The sequence below is a fragment of the Rhodococcus sp. GA1 genome (assembly GCF_024321955.1).
GTDB lineage: Bacteria > Actinomycetota > Actinomycetes > Mycobacteriales > Mycobacteriaceae > Rhodococcus > Rhodococcus pyridinivorans.
In genome coordinates, this window is record NZ_CP097186.1 from 2,866,572 (window position 1) to 2,885,116 (window position 18,545).

General features: G+C 65.7%; 19 protein-coding genes and 2 pseudogenes. 9 read left to right on the plus strand and 12 right to left on the minus strand.

The window, feature by feature from the left end; translation table 11 throughout:
- The first annotated feature begins 94 nt into the window (after window positions 1-94).
- Window positions 95-868 (plus strand): PASTA domain-containing protein, encoded by a 774-nt coding sequence (locus M3330_RS13600; protein WP_255024935.1) that lies wholly within the window; start codon window positions 95-97, stop codon window positions 866-868.
- Here the strand turns inward: M3330_RS13600 and M3330_RS13605 are convergent.
- A complete protein-coding gene (locus M3330_RS13605) occupies window positions 865-2,049 on the minus strand; it encodes an NAD(P)/FAD-dependent oxidoreductase (RefSeq protein ID WP_255024936.1) in 1,185 nt (394 codons plus the stop codon). The genes M3330_RS13600 and M3330_RS13605 overlap by 4 nt on opposite strands.
- Before the next feature lie 101 nt (window positions 2,050-2,150).
- Entirely contained in the window at window positions 2,151-3,068 is a 918-nt protein-coding gene (locus M3330_RS13610; protein WP_255024937.1) for an RNA polymerase sigma-70 factor, read from the minus strand.
- A gap of 998 nt (window positions 3,069-4,066) precedes the next feature.
- Here M3330_RS13610 and M3330_RS13615 point away from each other — a divergent pair.
- Window positions 4,067-4,690, plus strand: coding sequence for a YdcF family protein (locus M3330_RS13615; RefSeq protein WP_308089023.1), 624 nt, complete (start codon window positions 4,067-4,069; stop codon window positions 4,688-4,690).
- Between the two features lie 12 nt (window positions 4,691-4,702).
- Here the strand turns inward: M3330_RS13615 and M3330_RS13620 are convergent, their stop codons facing one another.
- Both M3330_RS13620 and M3330_RS13625 read right to left on the minus strand, forming a co-directional pair.
- Entirely contained in the window at window positions 4,703-5,215 is a 513-nt protein-coding gene (locus tag M3330_RS13620; RefSeq protein ID WP_255024938.1) for a DinB family protein, read from the minus strand.
- A 57-nt stretch (window positions 5,216-5,272) separates the two neighbouring features.
- Complete coding sequence (locus tag M3330_RS13625; RefSeq protein WP_219129582.1) at window positions 5,273-5,518, minus strand: hypothetical protein; 246 nt, start codon at window positions 5,516-5,518, stop codon at window positions 5,273-5,275.
- A 142-nt stretch (window positions 5,519-5,660) separates the two neighbouring features.
- Here M3330_RS13625 and M3330_RS13630 point away from each other — a divergent pair, with 142 nt between their 5' ends.
- Window positions 5,661-6,917 (plus strand): VWA domain-containing protein, encoded by a 1,257-nt coding sequence (locus M3330_RS13630; protein WP_255024939.1) that lies wholly within the window; start codon window positions 5,661-5,663, stop codon window positions 6,915-6,917.
- 10 nt (window positions 6,918-6,927) lie between these two features.
- On the opposite strand, the gene M3330_RS13635 is transcribed toward M3330_RS13630, so the two are convergent.
- Window positions 6,928-7,548, minus strand: coding sequence for a class I SAM-dependent methyltransferase (locus M3330_RS13635; RefSeq protein ID WP_255024940.1), 621 nt, complete (start codon window positions 7,546-7,548; stop codon window positions 6,928-6,930).
- Window positions 7,549-7,693: 145 nt separating this feature from the next.
- Between M3330_RS13635 and M3330_RS13640 the strand changes: the two genes are divergently transcribed.
- Window positions 7,694-8,173 (plus strand): hypothetical protein, encoded by a 480-nt coding sequence (locus M3330_RS13640; RefSeq protein ID WP_071936048.1) that lies wholly within the window; start codon window positions 7,694-7,696, stop codon window positions 8,171-8,173.
- A gap of 1 nt (window position 8,174) precedes the next feature.
- Complete coding sequence (locus M3330_RS13645) at window positions 8,175-8,372, plus strand: helix-turn-helix transcriptional regulator (protein ID WP_060652687.1); 198 nt, start codon at window positions 8,175-8,177, stop codon at window positions 8,370-8,372.
- Window positions 8,373-8,423: 51 nt separating this feature from the next.
- Here M3330_RS13645 and M3330_RS13650 read toward each other — a convergent pair whose 3' ends face one another.
- Together M3330_RS13650 and M3330_RS13655 are read right to left on the minus strand one after the other, a co-directional pair.
- Window positions 8,424-9,263 carry a mycofactocin-coupled SDR family oxidoreductase gene (locus M3330_RS13650; protein WP_060652688.1) on the minus strand — a complete coding sequence of 280 codons (840 nt, stop codon included), beginning with the start codon at window positions 9,261-9,263 and terminating at the stop codon, window positions 8,424-8,426.
- A 61-nt stretch (window positions 9,264-9,324) separates the two neighbouring features.
- Window positions 9,325-10,609, minus strand: a pseudogene (locus tag M3330_RS13655) (cytochrome P450).
- Window positions 10,610-10,761: 152 nt separating this feature from the next.
- Between M3330_RS13655 and M3330_RS13660 the strand changes: the two are divergent.
- Window positions 10,762-10,890, plus strand: a pseudogene (locus M3330_RS13660) (TetR/AcrR family transcriptional regulator); the annotation flags it as partial.
- Window positions 10,891-10,911: 21 nt separating this feature from the next.
- On the opposite strand, the gene M3330_RS13665 reads toward M3330_RS13660, so the two are convergent.
- The gene (locus M3330_RS13665) at window positions 10,912-11,526 is read right to left on the minus strand and encodes a dihydrofolate reductase family protein (RefSeq protein WP_255024941.1); all 615 of its coding nucleotides are present in this window, start codon (window positions 11,524-11,526) and stop codon (window positions 10,912-10,914) included.
- Window positions 11,527-11,657: 131 nt separating this feature from the next.
- On the opposite strand from M3330_RS13665, the gene M3330_RS13670 reads away from it, so the two are divergent.
- Complete coding sequence (locus tag M3330_RS13670) at window positions 11,658-12,074, plus strand: VOC family protein (RefSeq protein ID WP_094979899.1); 417 nt, start codon at window positions 11,658-11,660, stop codon at window positions 12,072-12,074.
- Here the strand turns inward: M3330_RS13670 and M3330_RS13675 are convergent.
- From M3330_RS13675 to M3330_RS13685, 3 genes are all read right to left on the minus strand, one after another.
- Window positions 12,056-13,426, minus strand: coding sequence for an amino acid permease (locus tag M3330_RS13675; protein WP_255028905.1), 1,371 nt, complete (start codon window positions 13,424-13,426; stop codon window positions 12,056-12,058). The two genes, M3330_RS13670 and M3330_RS13675, sit on opposite strands and share 19 nt — an antisense overlap.
- 85 nt (window positions 13,427-13,511) lie before the next feature.
- Window positions 13,512-14,765: a Glu/Leu/Phe/Val dehydrogenase dimerization domain-containing protein gene (locus tag M3330_RS13680; RefSeq protein WP_255024942.1), complete on the minus strand. Its 1,254-nt coding sequence runs from the start codon at window positions 14,763-14,765 to the stop codon at window positions 13,512-13,514.
- A gap of 141 nt (window positions 14,766-14,906) precedes the next feature.
- On the minus strand, window positions 14,907-15,416 hold the full coding sequence (locus M3330_RS13685; RefSeq protein WP_006554689.1) for an Lrp/AsnC family transcriptional regulator: 510 nt from the start codon (window positions 15,414-15,416) through the stop codon (window positions 14,907-14,909).
- Window positions 15,417-15,602: 186 nt separating this feature from the next.
- Here M3330_RS13685 and hppD point away from each other — a divergent pair, with 186 nt between their 5' ends.
- Entirely contained in the window at window positions 15,603-16,808 is a 1,206-nt protein-coding gene (gene hppD, locus M3330_RS13690; protein WP_039583747.1) for a 4-hydroxyphenylpyruvate dioxygenase, read from the plus strand.
- Between the two features lie 8 nt (window positions 16,809-16,816).
- Here hppD and M3330_RS13695 read toward each other — a convergent pair whose 3' ends face one another.
- Window positions 16,817-17,257 carry an SRPBCC family protein gene (locus tag M3330_RS13695; RefSeq protein WP_019288265.1) on the minus strand — a complete coding sequence of 147 codons (441 nt, stop codon included), beginning with the start codon at window positions 17,255-17,257 and terminating at the stop codon, window positions 16,817-16,819.
- A 150-nt stretch (window positions 17,258-17,407) separates the two neighbouring features.
- Here M3330_RS13695 and M3330_RS13700 point away from each other — a divergent pair, with 150 nt between their 5' ends.
- Window positions 17,408-18,535 (plus strand): NDMA-dependent alcohol dehydrogenase, encoded by a 1,128-nt coding sequence (locus M3330_RS13700; RefSeq protein ID WP_006554686.1) that lies wholly within the window; start codon window positions 17,408-17,410, stop codon window positions 18,533-18,535.
- Window positions 18,536-18,545 lie beyond the last annotated feature (10 nt).

The following is an 18,545-nucleotide window of genomic DNA, read 5'->3' on the forward strand; positions in this document are numbered from 1 at the left end:
CGGTGCTCCGACACCAGTTCAGGAAGGCGCTCAGCGCGTGTGCGGTCGAGAAAGCAGCGGCACACGTGGCCTGGTGTCGGGTTGAAGGAGAAACATGAAGTTCGTCGTCCCCTACCTGCGAGTCGTAGCGGGGATGTTCGCCGCCATCACGCTGTGGCTGGCGATCGTGGAAGTAGTCAACGGCAACTTTGCCGACGCGATCCTGTTCGTGGCATTCGCGGCCGGCCTGGGATATCTCGCGATCGGCAAGCCTCTGCGCGACCGTCGCAGGCGGATCAAGGCCGAGCAGGACGCGATCGCCGCACGCGCCGAAGTCGGTCACCGCGCGTTCCTCGCGGGGGATGTGCGGGCCGCGATGGCGCCGCCGCCCGAGCCGCCGAAGCCTCCGAGGATCCGGCGCGGGGTGATCATCGCCGCTGCCGTCGCCGGACTGATCGTCCTTATGGGAATCATCGGTGACATCTCGGACGGGCTGGATTCACCCACGAAGGACGACGCGAGTACGACTCCTCGCGCTGCCGCACCGACGACCACCACGCCGTACACGACCTCGGCTGCCACCACCGCACGGACCGTCGCTCCGGAAACCACTCCCACCATGAGAGTTTCCGCCACGCAGGTCGCGGCTGTCGCGTCCACCGCGGTGATGCCGAACGTCGTGTGCATGGATCTTCAAGCGGCACAGGATGCTATCCAGGCTGTGGGCGTGTTCTACTCCACGAGCGTCGACGCGACCGGTCAGGGACGCGCGCAGGTATGGGACAGGAACTGGGTCGTCGTCGACCAGACTCCCTCGGCGGGAGCATCGATCGGTGAAGGCGACCCAGTGCTGTCGGTTCTGAAAGAGGACGAGTTCAGCGGTTGTTAGGCCATCGGTTGCTCCGTGCGGGAGAGATCCTCGGGGGCGGTGTTCGACGGATGCCGGCCGCCCCTCGGGAATCCCACCGATCCCGGCCGTAGGGCCTCGACCCGCAGGCCCGCCATCGCGGCCTTCAGTCCGAGATCTTTGATGGTCGAGGCGATTCGGCCGGCATACGCCTGTTCCTTCGGGTTGTCGTCCCGTTCGTGGAACTGGACGACACCGACGCGTCGGCCCAGGCTTACACCGACGCCGTTGAACCCGAAATCGAGGTTCGCGGGTTCTTCACCGGCGATACGGCTGAGAACCGTATCGGCCGCAGCCAGGCCGGTGGGCAGGGCGGACTGGCATGCCATCCGCACCGGCTCTCCCGACGGTGCCGCGCAGTCACCGGCGGCGATCACGCGGTCGTCGTCGATGCTGGTCATCGTTTCGTCGGTGAGGATCCGGCCGAGTTCATCCGTCCTGAAGCCGCTGGAGTGGGCCAGTTCGGGAACGCCGAATCCGGCGGTCCAGACGGTGATCGCACTCTCGAGGACGGTGTCGTCGTCGAGCGTGAAGCCGTCGGGTCCGACGAGAGTGACACGCGCGTTCTCGATGATCTCCACCCGCAGGTCCGCGAGCCGTTCGTAGGTTGCGGCACGGGCCTTCTCGGACAACATCGGGCCGATGACACCGCTGCACACGAGGCGCACGCGACGTCCCTGTTCGGCCAGCTCGCCGGCTGTTTCGAGCCCTGTGAGTCCGGCGCCGACGACGGTGACGACGGCATCCGGCCCGAGGCTGCTCAGCGCGTACTGCAGGCGCTCGGCATACTCGAATTCGGCCACCGGAAAGGCGAACTCCTCGACGCCAGGAACGGTGGACCGTCTTGTGGCGGTACTTCCGACGGCGTAGACGAGATAGTCGTAGTCGACCGTTCCACCGGATGCGAGATGGACGGTGCACGTGCCGGGTTCGATGCGGGTCGCGGTATCGACCAGAAGGTCGACTCCTTTCGCCAGAAGTTTGCGGTAGTCGCCGGATGCATGGTGGTTGCCGACCGCGAACTGGTGCAACCGGGTTCGCTGGACGAAGTGCGGCCGGGGATTGACGACGGTGACCGCAGCCTTCCTGCTCATGCGGTTGGCGGCGACCGTTCCGGCGTATCCACCGCCGATGACGACGACACGGGGGCGTGTGTTGAACATGGCTTCTCCGATCCGTTCGTTGGCTCTGTGGGGAGCCCTCGTCATCTAGGACCGGACAGCTACGTCGTTTGTGACATGCCGCGCCGAACAATCGGGAGGATTCAAGGTCGTTGCAGGTCACGGAGCTTCTGGGCGAGCACCCGCACATCGGCCACTCGCCCCAGGTGGGCGAGCTTGTCCGGGTTGATCAGCACCCGGACCGCGCCGATCTTCCCGTCCGTCACGTCGAACGTCATGACCTGCACGATGGCGCCGTCGGCGTCCCGCACGATCAGGCCGGGGAGCCTGTTGATCTCGTGGGATTCGAGCGACATGCCGAGCTGGTCCATGGGCGAGACGAACGAGGCCAGCAACCGCATGACCTTCTCGCCGCCGACCACGATCTTGCGGATGGCGGGTGCCTTGCCACCGCTGTCGGCGACGAGTTGCACATCGGCGGCCAGCAGGTCGCGCAGGGCGTCGACATCGCCGTCCTGGAACGCCGTGAGGAATCGTGCGGTGAGTTGCTCGTGCGCCTGCGGGTCGGTGTCGAACCGCGCCGAACCTTGATCGACGTGGCGTCGCGCCCGCACCGCGAGCTGCCGGCACGCCGTTTCGGAGCGGTCGACGATCTCGGCAATCTCCGAGAAACCGAATCCGAATGCCTCGCGCAACACGAAGACGGCGCGTTCGAGCGGACTGAGACGTTCGAGCAGTACCAGCGCTGCCGTCGAGATCGATTCCCGCAGTTCGGCCGAGCGCGCCGGATCGTCGTAGGGCTCCTCGAGTATCGGTTCCGGTAGCCACTCGCCCACATATCGTTCGCGCCGCGCCCGGGCCGATTCGAGCATGTTGATCGACACCCGGGTGACGACGGTGGACAGGAATGCTCGGGCCGAATCCGGTTCGACGCCGGAGGTTTCGTATCGCACCCAGGTCTCCTGGACCGCGTCCTCGGCTTCGGTCACGCTCCCGAGGATGCGGTAGGCGATGGCGAACAACAGTGGACGCAGGTTCTCGAACTCTTCGACGCCGGTCACGTCGGCCCCTCCCGTAGACCCGTGCTCCGATCACAGCACTCCACCCGGGGTTCGCGCAACGAGGATGAATTCGATCGGGAACGAATCGGGCGCCCTGCGGGCGGCTGCCCTCGACCGATCGGAGACCCTTCGGGTCCCTGAGTCGTCGTCCCCTTCCCCAAGGCTGCCCGGTCGCCATACCCCGATAGACCGTCTCGGCCAGCACGGATAGCCCCACGTCGCGGAGGACGTGCGGCTCGCACTGGACCCGGTCGTTCGTGTCGACCCGCACGATCGGGTGCTCCACCACCAGCTGTGGAGACGAAGGATACTGGTGCCCAGTCGGTTTCGAGACAGGGAACGACCCCGGCTCGCAGCGTCGGCGCGCTGACGTCGGACTGTGGGAGACGAGCGACGAGCTGCGTCGACGCGCCTCGGCTACCGGAACAGCCCTCGTGCGCGGCGATGCAGGTGAAACGCCTCGAGCCCTCCGATCACGGTGGATCGGAGGGCTGGAAAGTCAGGACGTCGGGCGTGAACCCGGGGGAGCGGGTGTGCGGCGACCGGCGCGGACGAATGCGCTCGCGGCTCGTTGCTGGAATACGCCTCTCGAAGGCGTGTGGATAGACTCCACCCTACGGTGCATGACAGTCCCTATCTGTCTTGTGCCCAGACCCCGGTGAGGTGTTGGCGCACCTTCCGGGGTCGACCTGTTTTCAGGTCGGTGGAGGGATGGTCGCACGGGTGTGCGAAGTCGTCAACTCGAACACACGTTCTGTTTCTGTCTGTTCTGCAAGTGCGGAAAGCGCAGTGATTCGTCCGAATGGCGCCTCTTGCAACGATTGTCGCGCTTGTTCATGGATAGACCAGTGGTTCGGATGTAAAACCGATTGTCAGCCGTCATCGAATCCGACGCGGCCTATGGTGAGACTTCTTCGCGTCGAGCTCCAACTTCCCACAAGTGCGCGTCGAGATGGCACAGTGCGGCACGGCCGACATCCGAGAAGAAGGGGACTCGCGTGGGAGCTGTGCGACGCACGGTGGTGGCGACCGCAGTCGCGGCCACAGCCGCGGTAGGTGTATCGACGGGGCAGGCAGCGGCGACTCCTGCAATCGACACCGTCGTGAACGGTGCACTGTCCGTCACCCCGCTGTGCCAGGGAACCATCGACGCGCTGATCATCGCGTGCACCGAGCTCGAGAAGCTGACACCGCACTTCCCGCTGATGCTCGACCTGAATCCGCGGGGTACGCATCTCGTCGTGCTCGGGGCCGGACTCACCGATGACGGCAAGATCCGGCCGGTGCTCGAAGAACGGCTCGAGGCAGCTCTCCGTGCAGCGCAACGCTATCCGGAATCTCCGATCGTCGTCACCGGTGGCGTGCCGCGCAACGGCGTCACCGAAGCGCAGGCCATGAAGGACTGGCTGGTCGTGCGAGGCATTCCGCCGGAGCGCATCACCGAGGAATCGCAGTCGACCTCCACCGTCGAGAACGCACGCTTCACCAACGACGTTCTGCTCGAACGGCGAGCCACGGGCGCTGTGCTGGTGACGAACCGCGACCACCTCGAACGCGCGATGATCAACTTCCGGCAGGCGGTCGACGCACGTATTCCGGTCGCGGGCATCGTCGCAGCGTGAGCGCCGGAATTCTCAGCCCGGCGTGTTCGTCTTCCGCGCCAGTACCTGACTGATCTCCGAAACATTCTTCGCCAGTTCGAAGTTGACCCACCCGGCTACTTCCCACAGAGGTGAAGGTTCGGGCATGAGGCCGACGATCGTCTTCTCGATGTCGGCAGTCTCGAGAAGCGCGGCCCATTCGGTGCGAAGAGCCCGGATGCGGCCGGTCGAGCCGGACCATTCGTAGGCGTCCGGCCCGACCGCAGTTCCCCCACTGCAGACCGCCACGGTGTTCGTCCACCACCACTCGATGTGCCAGAGCAGCCACGCAATCGTGGGCTCGGGGAGGGCCTCGGCCGTCTCGTCCGGCCAGTCGGCGACGAGGCGACCGTCGACTGGTCGAACGCCCACACAGTTCGACGACGGCTCCCAGTGCACGGCCGTCTCGTCGATCCGCGGCAGTACGTGTTGTTCCGTGAAGAGCCAGACCAGGTCGAGTTGCTTCAGCAGCGTGCGCGCCGCGAGGGCGGGGCCGTCGGAAGTCATATTCGAATGATCCGGGACGATCGAGGCCCGATCAAACAGGTTTCGTGAGAAGGTCTATCAGTTCTGGGGCAGCGGCAGGGGTGCGGGATCGATACCGGTGTAACCGCACTGCTGCAGTGGAGTTCCGGTGATGAGGCAGTTGATCGCAGCCTCCGCCAGGTGCGGCAGAATCTGGATGTAGTTGTTGGCGACCTGGGCGCTTCCGGAATCCGCACTTCCGGTAGGAGCAGCGGACGCTGTTGCCGGGGAGACGAGCACGGCGGCCAGGCACGCGACACCGGTTGCGAGGATGCGACGCTTCATTCGATAGTTCCCTTCGACGTACGGACAGTCATTGGGAAATCGTTACATTCGTCCCGATCGTTACCCCTCTGAGAACATGAAGGCCCGCTTGCTGGATAGGGTGCGGATGTCACGACGTCCGTCCCCTTCCCGAGGAAACCCCATGACCGAACTTGCGCGCGGTGAGAACACGACAATCGCAACCGGGGTCGTCACGGTCTCGGTGGCGGGAGCCAGGCAGGGAACCGTCGACCTGATGGTCTTCCAGCTCGGCGCCGACTCGCGCGTCCGCAGCGACGCCGACTTCGTGTTCTTCAACCAACCGTCCTCACCGGAGGGCGCGGTTCGCCTGGTCACAGCGGACAAACTCTCGATCGACCTCACGGCGGTGCCGGCAGCCATCGAGCGGTTGTCGATCGCCGTCGCACTCGACGACAGCGTCCCCGGGAGCCTGGCGACGGTGACCGGCCTGGGTGTGGAGGTCGCGCACCCGGCCGGCACGGCCTCTGCGCGAGCATTGGATCTGACGACGGAACGCGCCGCGGTGCTGCTCGAGATCTATCGTCGGAACGACTCGTGGAAGGTCCGCAACGTCTCCGCGGGCTGGGACGCCGGACTGTCCGCGCTCGTGCGCGAACACGGCGTGCAGGTCGACGACGAGCCTGCCGCGCCCGCCGTCGACCCGCACGGTGTGCGCACCGTGGCGGGTGAGGAGAAGCTCTCCCTCGAGAAGCGACAGAAGCTCGACATGCGTAAGCGCGAGGTCGCGAAGGTGCTGCTCGACAAGGGTGCTCCGGGGGTTCGGGCTCGCGTCGTGCTTGTCATCGACAAGACCGGCAGCATGAACCGGGAGTACTCGAGCAAACGCATCCACGAGGTCGTCGAACGTATGGTGCCGATCGCGGTGCAGGTCGACGACGACGGAAAGCTCGAACCGTATCTGTACGCGAAGTCGTTCGCGCGGCTGCCCGACATCGTCGTCCACGAGGTCGACGGGTGGTCGTCCACCTACCTGCACCTCAGCGGAACACATGGCGGTATCGACTACGGACGGATCGGCGGCGTCAACGACGAACTACCGGTGATGAGCGAGATCATCGACTCGCTCGTCCCGGGAGCGACGATGCCCACGCTGGTGCTGTTCTTCACCGATGGTGGCTTCACCCAGAAGCAGAAGATCGCCGACCTGATGAAGAGCGCCTCGGCTCTGCCGGCGTTCTGGCAGTTCGTCGGGCTGGGCAAGGCCAATTACGGTGTGCTCGAACGGCTCGACACGATGTCCGGCCGCCGCGTCGACAATGCCGGCTTCTTCAGCGTCGACGACATTTCGAAGGTGACCGACGCCGAGCTGTACCGGCGCATGCTCAGTGAGTTCCCCGACTGGCTGAAGGCGGCGAAGAACGCGGGGATAGTCGGCTGAACAACGCCGATTACCGGGAGGCCTCGGCGACTCCCAGCGACAACGCACCGAAGAACTTCGGCGTCATCTCCTCGTAGAAGGTGTCGAGTTCGCGGATGTCGAACCCCGCCCCGCGGATGAGGTCGGCGATCCGCCGTGTCAGATGACAGCCACCCGCGACGCGCTTCTGGATCGGTTCGAGCCGGTGCTGCCACCGTCGGACGTTCTCGTCCGGGGCGAGCCCGTGTTCGACGAAGTGCAGGGTGCCGCCCGGTGCGAGGACACGACGTACTTCGCGCAAAGCCGCGTCGGCATCGGGGATGGTGCACAGGGTCCACGTCGACAGTGCGCTGTCGAAGGTGTTGTCCTCGAACGGGAGTGACTGCCCGTCCAGGCCGGATCGTTCGATGCGCACGGGGGAGCCCTCGATGCGCGGACGTGCGAGCTTCCATCCGAGGTCCGCGGGTTCGACGGCGCTGACGGACTCGACGGTGGTGGGGTAGTAGGGAACGTTGAGACCGGATCCGAATCCGATCTCGACGACGCGGCCGCTGAGGCCGGCGCACACTCGTTTGCGGTTCGATTCAGTGAACGACGGTGCACAGGCGATGTTCACCAGTCGCGGTACGACGTGATCGTTGTAGAGGCCCATGGCAGTCCCTTCGCCTCGTGGCGTCTCGATCTGCTCGATCCATCATGACACCTGCCCGGCCGAACGGAACCCCTCGTTTCCGCTGCGCCGAGAAGGCTGTTAAGTTACCTTTACATGTAAAGCACGCTTTACGGTGAAAGGGGCGATGATGGACAGCGGGGGTGCCGGATCGGCGGTGGCGCGGAGCAAATGGGGCAAGGTTCGAGTGGGCACACGGTGGATCGCCGCCGTACCGCCGGCCATCGTCCTCGGCATGGTGGCGGCGGTGGCACTCGGAGTGGTGGGTGCACTACTCGAACTGGTGCCGGAACATCCTGTCGTCTCGGGCATCGCCGTGGCGTTGGCGACCGTGTCTCCGCTGGTCGGTCTGGCATGGGTGCTCCTCGTGGATCGGTCGACTCTCGAAGGTGCAACGGACCGGCCGGAGGATTCGGTCGAGGCGTCCTGGTACGAGAAAGCCGCCTCGGGCGCTTTCACCGACATCCTTCTCGTCACGGGCCTCGGATGCACCGCTCTGGCGTTCGCACCGATCGAGGTCGAGGGCCTGCACGCGCTGATGGCGGTCGTTCTCGTGGCCTTCGCGTCGTTCGGTGTGCGCTACGCCGTGCAGCGTCGGAAGGTCTGAGGTGCGCAACTCGCTCGCGGCCCTGCGAGCGGAGAGCGGATGGTCGCAGCAGAGGCTCGCCGACGAACTCGGCGTCTCGCGGCAGACGATCATCTCGATCGAGAAGGGACGATTCGACCCGTCCCTTCCGTTGGCGTTCCGCATCGCGCGTCTGTTCGGGCGTCGCATCGAGGACATCTTCGTACCCGACGAGGAATAACGGAGTGGCCGAGCGGATTCCCCGACAGAACCCGCTCGGCCACTTGCCCGATCACTTGAGCGTACTACCAGCGTCAACCGTGAGCGTGAGTCCGGTGACGTAACGGGACTCGTCGGATGCCAGGAACAGGACGGCATTACTGATGTCTTCCGGTTCCACCCACCCCACGGGCAGGACGTGCATGAACTGCGTAGCCGCCTTCATGTCCTCCGGACCCGGGTTCTCGAGGTCGGGACGGAACATCTTCATGGCACCCTCGTTCATGAACATCGGTGTGTTCACGTTGGTGGGGTGCACGGTGTTGACCCGGATGGAGTGCTGCCCCAGTTCGACGGCGAAGGTGCGCATCATGCCGACCATCCCGTGCTTCGCGGAGATGTACGGCCCCATGGTGGGGTATGCCTTCAATCCTCCGACCGAGCTCGTCAGGACGATCGATCCACCGTTCCCGCCCGCAATGATGTGCGGCACTCCGGCCTTGATCGACTTCCACACGCCGGACAGGTTGATGTCGAGCATCTCCTGCCAGTCGAACTCGTCCGTCTCGTGCAGCATCGCGCCACCGGTGCCGATGCCGGCGTTGGCGACGATGATGTCGAGACGGCCCAGTTGTTCGACGCCGTTGTCGACGGCGGCCTTCACCGCGTCGAAGTCGCGGACGTCGACTTCGGCCGTGACGATCCGTCGGTTGAGACTCTTGACGGCTTCGACGGTTTCGGCCATGTCTTCCGGGGTGGACGGTTCGATCTGCGCGTTCTCCCGGATCGGGCCGCAGATGTCGAGTGCGATGATGTCGGCACCCTCCTGTGCCAGCCGGATGGCGTGACTGCGCCCCTGTCCGCGTGCGGCTCCGGTGATGAACGCGACCTTGCCTTCGACTCTTCCTGCCATTGAACACCTCTCACTTCGTGCACCGTCCAGTCGGGCGATGCAGAGCCATGGGATTGCCGGGTTACTGCGTGCTGCGGGTGAACTCGATATGCAGATCGACGAGCCCGCGAAGGAGGAAGGTGGGTTCGTAGGCGAACACGCGGTCGTTCTCCGGGCCGTGTGCCTGCTCGCTGAGGCGGATGTCCTCCATCCGATCGAGCAGGCGGTTGAGGGTGACGTGCCCTTCGATGCGTGCGAGCGGTGCACCGGCGCAGGTGTGCAGACCGCGGCCGAATGCGATGTGATCGTGCGAGTTCTTCCGATCGAGCCGGAACTCGTTGGGATCATCGAACTTACGCGGATCACGGTTCGCAGCGGCGAGGCTCAGCATCACGACGGTCCCGGCCGGCACCTCGACGTCGCCGATGGTCGTGGACTTGCGCGCCAGGCGGAAGTCCACCTTCGTGGGGCTGTCGAAGCGCAGCGATTCCTCCATGAACGGTTTGATGAGACTGCGGTCCTCGCGCAGGATCTTCTGGTACTCGGGACGTTCGCATAGGACCCGCAGCGACGAACTGAGGAGTTTCGTCACCGTCTCCTGGCCGGCGGCGAACAGGAAGGTTGCAGGTCGGACGACCTCGAGGAGTTCGGGTATCGAGCCGTCCGGATAGGTCGCTGCGGCCAGACCGCTGAGGATGTCGTTGCGGGGTTCGCGACGCCGGTCGGCGAGATACTTCTCGAAACGTCCGTCGAGGAATTCGAGGGGGTTGATCCCGACGGGTTCGTGATCGAGTGCGCCGACCCGCGTGCCGGGCCGTTCACCTGCGCCGAGTACCCGCCGGAACTCCTCGCGATCCTCTTCCGGCACACCGAGCAGGTCGGTGATCGCCATGGTGGCGAAGGGTTTTGCTTAATCGCCGAGGAACTCGCATCGGCCCTCGCCGACGAATTCGTCGATGACGTCGTCGGCCAGTCCCCAGAGGTACTCCTCGTTCTCCTTCAGTCGTTTCGGGGTGAGGAGTCGTCCGAGCAGCGACCGGGCGCGCGTGTGGTCGGGGTGGGTCCATCGTCACCATGTGCTCGAAGATCGGGAACTGGTGACGGTGGGCCTCGATCTGTTCGGTGATGTCGTCGCCTTCGGGTTCGAAGGGCAACGGCGGGAACGGACCTCCGATCGAGTTGACGGCCGACAGTCCCTCGCTGTTCTTGAATCCTTCGACCACCTCCTGATAGCCGGTGACGACCACGACCCCGTAGTGGGGTTCCCGGTACACCGGGTTGCGACTGCGCATGTGGTCGAAGTACTCGAACGGACTCTGGGCGATCTCTCCGTCGGTGAAGTAGTCGGAGGATGCGAGATCGGTCATCGGATCACTGACCTTTCGGGGAGGAGGGGAGGTTCTCGACGATGCCGATGGCCTGCCGAGGACAGGCGGTGGCGGCGGAATATGCCTTGGGCCATAGTCTTTCCGGAGGGTTCTCGTCGCAGGTTGCGATGTCGTCGTCGGAAAGGTCGAGCCTCGTCGGCCGGTGCATCGAGGGGCAGATCGGGATCGCCGAAATCATGCCGACGATCGATCGCACGGTCTACTGGCTGACCACGGGGTACGAGGCTGCGCAACGCGAGGGGCGCGGCCAGGACTCCTGACCGCGCCCCTCGTTGTCGGGGTCACTCGACTTCGGCGAGTCCGTACTCGGGTCGCCCGGCCGGCCGGTACACGGTGATGAGGACACCGGACGAGGTGGTGCGCGATTCGACGAGATCGAACTTCGTGTCGCGACCCCCGACGGGGAACAGTCGCCGCCCCTGACCGAGGACGACCGGGAACGTGATGAGGCGGTACTCGTCGACGAGATCGTGTTCGAAGAGCGTGTGGACGAGACGGATGCTGCCGTGCACCTGCAGTTCCCGTCCCGGCTGCTTCTTCAGTTCCGCGACCGCGGTGGGCACGTCGCCCTCGAGGACGGTCGTGTTCTGCCACTTCGGGTCGGTGAGCGTCGTGGAGGCGACGTATTTCGGGAGGGCGTTGAGTGCACGGGCGACCGGGTCGTCGGGATCGGTCGAGTTCGGCCACGACGCAGCGAAGACGTCGTAGGTGTTCCGGCCCAGCAGGAACGCATCGACCTTCGAGAACACCTCGTCGATGAACTTGCCGGTGTCCTCGTCGAACAGCGGCACCACCCAACCGCCGCGGTCGAAGCCGTCGCTGCGGTCCTCGTCGGGGCCACCCGGTCCCTGGGCCACACCGTCGGCCGATACGAAGGTCGTCACCGTGAGCTTCATCGTCGTCCCCTTTCGAAGGTTGTCGCCGAGTACAGACCCGGGAAGCGCGGAGAACTCATCGCTTGCATCCCTCCGGCGCGGAAGGTATCTCTGGACGCAGCGTCGCGTGTCGATGACGGACTGCGTCAGGCATGGAGGCGCGGGACCACAAGGAGTTCTCCTTGAGTATTGCGTTCGACCACACCATCGTCGCGGCCGACGACAAGCAGCATTCGGCCTACTTCCTCACCACCCTGTTCGGGCTGCCCGATCCGGTGCCCGCCGGGCACTTCCTCGCTGTCGAACTCGCCAACGGCGTCACCCTCGATTTCGCCGAACCGCCACCGGATGTGGAGTATCCGCCGCAGCACTACGCATTCCTGGTGTCGGAGGAGGAGTTCGACGAGATCTACGCCCGGATCCTCGAGCAGAAGATCGAACACTGGGCCGATCCCCGGCAGTCGGCGCACGGCATCAACAGAAACGACGGGGGTCGAGGAACCTACTTCCTCGACCCCGCCGGTCACTTCATGGAGATAATCACGCGTCCCTACGGTTGGCGCTCCTGAACCGTCTCGACCCGAGCCGTCCCGGCCGCAGCGCGTCGCCGTGCCAGCATCGTGCAGGTACCGGCGATCGCTGCGGTCAACGCGCCGGTCGCGAGCAGCTGCGTGCGGGCAGCGGTGTCGAACAGGGCGAGCACCGCGATGCCGGCCAGCAGACCGAGCGTCGCGTACGAAAGGTACGGGAAGCCCCACATCTTCAGCGGCAGTGCATCCTCGGTGCCGTTGCGGCGTGCGCGACGACGGAGCACGAGGTGCGAGACCGCGACGAACGTCCACAGCACCAGGATCGTGGAGCCGACGGCGTTGAGCAGCAGCGGCAGCACCCGGTCGGGGTAGAGATAGTTCAGTCCGACCGTGACGAAGCCGAACGCCACCGAGGCGAGCACCGCATTGCGGGGAACGCCGTTGGACGACAGCCGCCCGAAGACGGGGTGCGCCGATCCGCGGTGCGACAGCGAGAAGATCATCCGGGAAGCGCTGAACAGCATCGCGTTGAGCGACGAGAGCAGCGCGACCACGACGATCACGGTCATCACCGCGGCGGCGCCCGGGACGGCCCCGGCCTGCAGCACGGCGACGAACGGACCGGTCGCGAGATCCTCGGAGGTCCACGGCAGGATCGTCACCATCACGAGCACCGACCCGATGTAGAACACGAGGATGCGCCACACCAGGGTGCGCACCGCGCGGCCCACGTTGCGACGGGGATCGGCGGTCTCCGCGGCGGCGATCGCGATGATCTCGGTGCCACCGAACGCGAAGACCACGATGAGCAGGCCGGCGGCGATACCGGCGATACCGGTGGGGGCAAACCCGCCGTGCGTCGTGAGGTTGGAGAAGCCGGTCGTCTCGAAGGTGGGCATCCACCCGGCGATCATCGCGATGCCGATCACCAGGAAGCCGACGATCGCGACGATCTTGATTGCGGCGAACCAGAATTCGACCTCACCGAAGCGGCGGACGCCGACCAGGTTCACGCCCGTCAGCACGACCATGTAGAACAGCGCGGACGCCCACTGGGGGATGCCGGGCAGCGCCACCGCGGTGATCGCGGCGGCGCCGGTGGCCTCCGCGGCGATCACGATGATGACCTGCACCCAGTACAACCACCCGATGGTCCGTCCCGCGACAGGGCCCAGCGCGTTCTCGGTGTGCTCGGAGAACGCACCGCTGGCGGGGTTGGCCGCGGCCATCTCGCCCATCATGCGCATCACGAACACGACGAGAACGGCCGCCACCAGGAACGAGATCAGGATCGCCGGGCCGGCGACGGCGATACCCGCCCCCGACCCGACGAACAGGCCGGCCCCGATGGCGCCACCGAGGCTCATCATGACGAGCTGGCGGGGCCGCATGGCACGATGCAGGCCGGCGGTGCTCTGGGCGCCGGTCGTCGTCCCGGCGGTGCTCTGGGCGCCGGTCGTCGCCGTGACCAGGGTGTCAGTCATCGATGCGCTCCCCGGCCGGGACCAGCTGGTCCAGTGCGATCTCGAAGGCGGTCGCGGCGAGCCCGGTGAGCTCGGTCGACCGGTCGTGGCAGCGACGCAGGGCCGTCTCGATGGTGGTGGACACATCGCCGAAGATCGCGGCGTCGGAGACCTCCACGTCGCCCTCCATGAGCTGGGCGAAGGCCCGGGCCATACCGCAGTTGGCGATGAAGTCGGGGATCACGGCGACGGACTTGTCGGCGTGCTCGTAGGTGGGGCCGTAGAAGATCTCGTCGTCGGCGAACGGAACGTTGGCGCCGGAAGCGATCGACTCGAGTCCCGCGGCGACCATGCGGTCGACCTGCTCGCGGGTGACGAGGCGGCTCGCGGCGCAGGGGAGGAAGATCTCGGCTCCGAGATCCCAGATGCGGGCGTTCACCTCGTCGAAGGGGATCATGCGGTCGCTGCGCAGGGCGTTACCGTCGCGCTCGAGCAGCAGGGTGCGGACCTCGTCGAAGGAGAAACCCTCGGGTGCGAGGATGCCGCCGTCGCGGTCGATGATGCCCACGATCGAGGCGCCGGCCTGGGCGAGATAGTAGGCAGCAGCGGCGCCGACGTTGCCCCAGCCCTGCACCACGACGCGTTTGCCGGCGAGGTCGGTGCCCCGATAGACGAGCTGGTGGTGACGGACCGACTCGGCGACGCCGTAACCGGTGATCAGATCGGCGACAGTGTATTTCGTGCTGGTGGCAGGGGTGAACCGCGCGTCCTCGACAACCTTCGCGACGCCGAGTCGCAGCTGGCCCACCCGCTGGATGCGCTGGCGCTCGTCCTTGCCGAAGTGTCCGTTGACGACACCTTCCTGCGGGTGCCACAGGCCGTTGGACTCGGTGAGGGGAACGACCTCGTTCATCTCGTCGACGTTGAGGTCGCCGCCGGTGCCGTAGTAGGCACGCAGCAGGGGAGTGACGGCCGCGAACCAGCGGCGCAGCACGCCTTCCTTGCGGGGGTCGGACGGATCGAAATCGATGCCGGACTTGGCACCGCCGATCGCAGGTCCGGAGACGGTGAACTTGATCTCCATGGTCTTCGCCAGCGACTCGACCTCGCGCCGGTCGAGGCCGCGGCGCATGCGGGTGCCGCCGCCGGCCGCGCCGCCCCGCAGCGAGTTGATGACGACCCAGCCCCGGGCGGTGGTCTCGGTGTCGTGCCACTCGAAGACGATCTCGGGGGCTTTTTCTTCGAATCGCGTCAGCAGGTTCTTCATGGCGAAAGACTGTGACGTCAGTAACAAATGCTGCGCAACTGTGCTTCATCGAACTGTGCAGCGTGCGGAGGGTCCGGATGCCCGAAGCGCTTTTTTCTGTGCAATCCGGCTAGTCGGAGACGGATTGTGGACGTGGTCGGTTCAGCGGCGGTAGGCCGGTGCCTTCGCGGATCGTTCCGGCTCGAGGGTGCGCAGCAGCGGCATCGCCCGGTAGTGCACCACTTCCGACAGCACCATCACACTCGTGGACCGCGCGACGATCGAGGAGCGGTTCAGCTCGATGAGGGTCTGCTGGAGACCGAGGTGTGATTCGGCTCCGATGCGGCACAGGACGTCGCCCGCGCCGGTGGTGGCGAACGCCTCGAGGACGCCGGGGATGCCTTCGAGGACCTCGGTGACGTCTTCGAGCGCGCCCTGCACGATCTCCATCGTCACGAACGCCTGCACTTCGAAACCTGCTGCGGCGAGGTTGATCCGGGGTTCGTAGCCGGCGATGACCCCGGTGTCCTCGAGGCGTCGCAGGCGGGCCGAGACGGTGGCGCGCGCGACCTTCAATCGACGGGACAACTCGAGCGCGCCGATCTTCGGGTCGGCGTGCAGGGCCTCGAGGAGGGCGAAATCCAATTCGTCCAGCTGCACGGGCTCGCGCATCGCGGTTCCTTCCCATCGAGCGCCGAAAACTAGTCCGATTGTATAGGTGAGTGTGCAGATTCCGGCGAATTCCAGTCAGTCGGGCCAGTTGCCGAAGGCGACGTTGCGTCGCACCGACGGGTGGGTTTCTCCTGGTGACACACGACACAACGACTGTGCCGCAGTGAGCGGCAGGAGGTTGCAGCGATGACTCTGGAATACACCCTGACCGACAGCGAACGACTTGCTCAGCTCGACGCCGAGGAGCTCCGGCGCCTGGTCGGTCTCGTGGAGTACGACAGCGAACGGGATCCCTTCCCCGTCAGCGGCTGGGACGCCGTGGTGTGGGTGGTCGGAAACGCCACGCAGACGGCGCACTACTACCAGTCCGCCTACGGCATGGAACTCATCGCCTATTCCGGACCCACCACCGGCAACCGCGACCATCACGCCTACGTACTGCGCAGCGGCGCCGTGCGATTCGTGATCAAGGGTGCGGTGGATCCGGACAGCCCGCTGATCGAGCACCACCGCCTCCACGGTGACGGCGTCGTCGACATCGCGCTCCAGGTTCCGGACGTCGACAAGTGCATCGAGCACGCCCGCAAGCAGGGGGCGACCGTCCTCGAGGAACCCTACGAGATCAGCGACGAGAACGGCTCCGTCCGCATCGGCGCCATCGCGACCTACGGCGACACGCGGCACACGCTCGTCGACCGGTCGCGCTACAACGGCCCGTACCTGCCCGGCTACATCGAGCGCACCTCGACCTACCGCAAGCGTGAGGGTGCGCCCAAGCGCATCTTCCAGGCGCTCGACCACGTCGTCGGCAACGTCGAACTCGGGCGCATGGACGAGTGGGTCGACTTCTACAACCGCGTCATGGGTTTCACGAACATGGCGGAGTTCATCGGCGACGACATCGCGACCGACTACTCGGCGCTCATGAGCAAGGTGGTGTGCAACGGCAACCACCGCGTGAAGTTCCCGCTCAACGAGCCCGCCATCGCGAAGAAGCGTTCGCAGATCGACGAGTACCTCGACTTCTACCGCGGACCGGGTGCACAGCACCTCGCGCTGGCCACCAACGACATCCTCACGGCGGTCGACCAGTTGCGCGAGGAGGGCGTCGAGTTCCTCGCGACTCCCGATGCGTACTACGACGATCCGGAGCTGCGCGCCCGTATCGGTGAGGTCCGGGTGCCGATCGAGGAGCTGAAGAAGCGGGGCATCCTGGTCGACCGCGACGAGGACGGCTACCTGCTGCAGATCTTCACCAAGCCCGTCGGCGACCGCCCGACCGTGTTCTTCGAGCTGATCGAGCGCCACGGCTCGCTCGGCTTCGGCAAGGGCAACTTCAAGGCGCTGTTCGAGGCGATCGAGCGGGAGCAGGCTGCGCGCGGCAATTTCTGAGTCCGGTCCTAGACGAGCTGACCGAGCCGCGTGCGCAACGCGTGCTCGGTCTGCCGGATCGCCGTTCCCACAATCGGTTCGATGAGCATGCCGAGTGTGCGGCCGGCGATCCCGCCGGGCAGTCGGTAGCCGAAGTCGACGTCGAGCCGCGTCGCGTCGCCGAGGTCCGTGAAGGTCCATGACGACGCGGCGCGGAATCCGGCGATCGAGTCGAGGACGATCACGCGATTGCGTTCCCATTCGACGACTTCCACGCGCGAGCCGAGATCCTTGGGGCCGATCCGCATGGTCGAGTCGTAGATGGCACCAAGGCCGGAGACCTGCTCGCTCACGGGTTGGAAGCGGGCCACCCCGAACATCCAGTCGGGGACGTTCCGGTAGTCGTCGACGTAGGTGAACGCGAGGTCGATAGGGATGTCTGCGACGGCGCTGTGGCGGACGTGAATCATGGCTGGAGCCCTTCACGAGAAGTTGTCTGTTACCGAATGTAGCGGGTAACTGCCCGCTATGGAAGGGGTCCGAACTCGTTGCTCTAACGTCCGATAAGTGTTTGAATGCCGTGACGCACATCACACACACTTTCGGTTCAGGAGGCTCGGGTGAAGACGAAGGCAGCAGTCGTCAAGGGAATCAACCAGCCGTGGGAGATCGAGGAGATCGATCTCGGCGATCCCGTCGCAGGTGAGGTGCAGATCCGCCTCGCGGCCTCGGGTCTGTGCCATTCCGACGAGCATCTGCGCTCGGGGGCGACACCGCTTCCGTCCTTCCCGGTCCTCGGTGGTCACGAGGGCGCGGGCGTGGTCACCAAGGTGGGTCCGGGAGTGCGGGGTCTCGAGGAGGGCGACCACGTCGTCCTCGCGTTCATCCCCGCCTGCGGCCGCTGTCGGGCCTGCGCCAAGGGCATGCAGAACATCTGCGACGAGGGTGCCGGCCTGCTCACCGGTCAGGCGATCTCCGACAAGACCTACCGCGCGACGCTGAACGGCGACCCGGTGCTGCAGATGTGCCTGCTCGGCACGTTCGCGCCGTACGTCACGGTCAACGAGGCGTCGGTCATCAAGATCGAGAAGGACATCCCGCTCGAGAAGGCGGCCCTGCTCGGGTGCGGTGTCGCGACCGGCTGGGGTTCGGCCACCGAGATCGGCGGCACCAAGCTCGGCGACACCGTGGTCGTCATCGGTGTCGGCGGTGTCGGCATCAACTCCGTCCAGGGAGCGGCGCACGCCGGGGCGCGGTTCGTCGTTGCGATCGACCCGGTCGAGTTCAAGCGGCAGAAGGCCAAGGAGTTCGGCGCGACGCATGTCTTCGCGTCGATCGAGGAGGCCGCACCGGTGATCGGTGAGATCACGTGGGGTCAGATGGCCAACGTCACCGTCATCACCGTCGGCGAGATCACCGGCGACATCATCGGCCCCGCACTGGGTCTCACCGCCAAGGGTGGCCAGGTCGTGGTCGTCGGCATGGGTCACGCCACCGACTCGCAGGTGACGATGAGCCTGTTCGAGCTGACGCTGCTGCAGAAGCGTCTGCAGGGGGCCATCTTCGGTGGCACCGGCCCGCGCTCGCAGATCCCCAAGTTGCTCGAGCTGTACCGGAACGGGCAGCTCGACCTCGACAACCTCGTCACCAAGACCTACAAGCTCGAGGACATCAACGAGGGCTACGCCGACATGCACGCCGGCAAGAACCTCCGCGGTCTCGTCCTCTACGGCGAGGACGACTACTGATCCTGTGAGC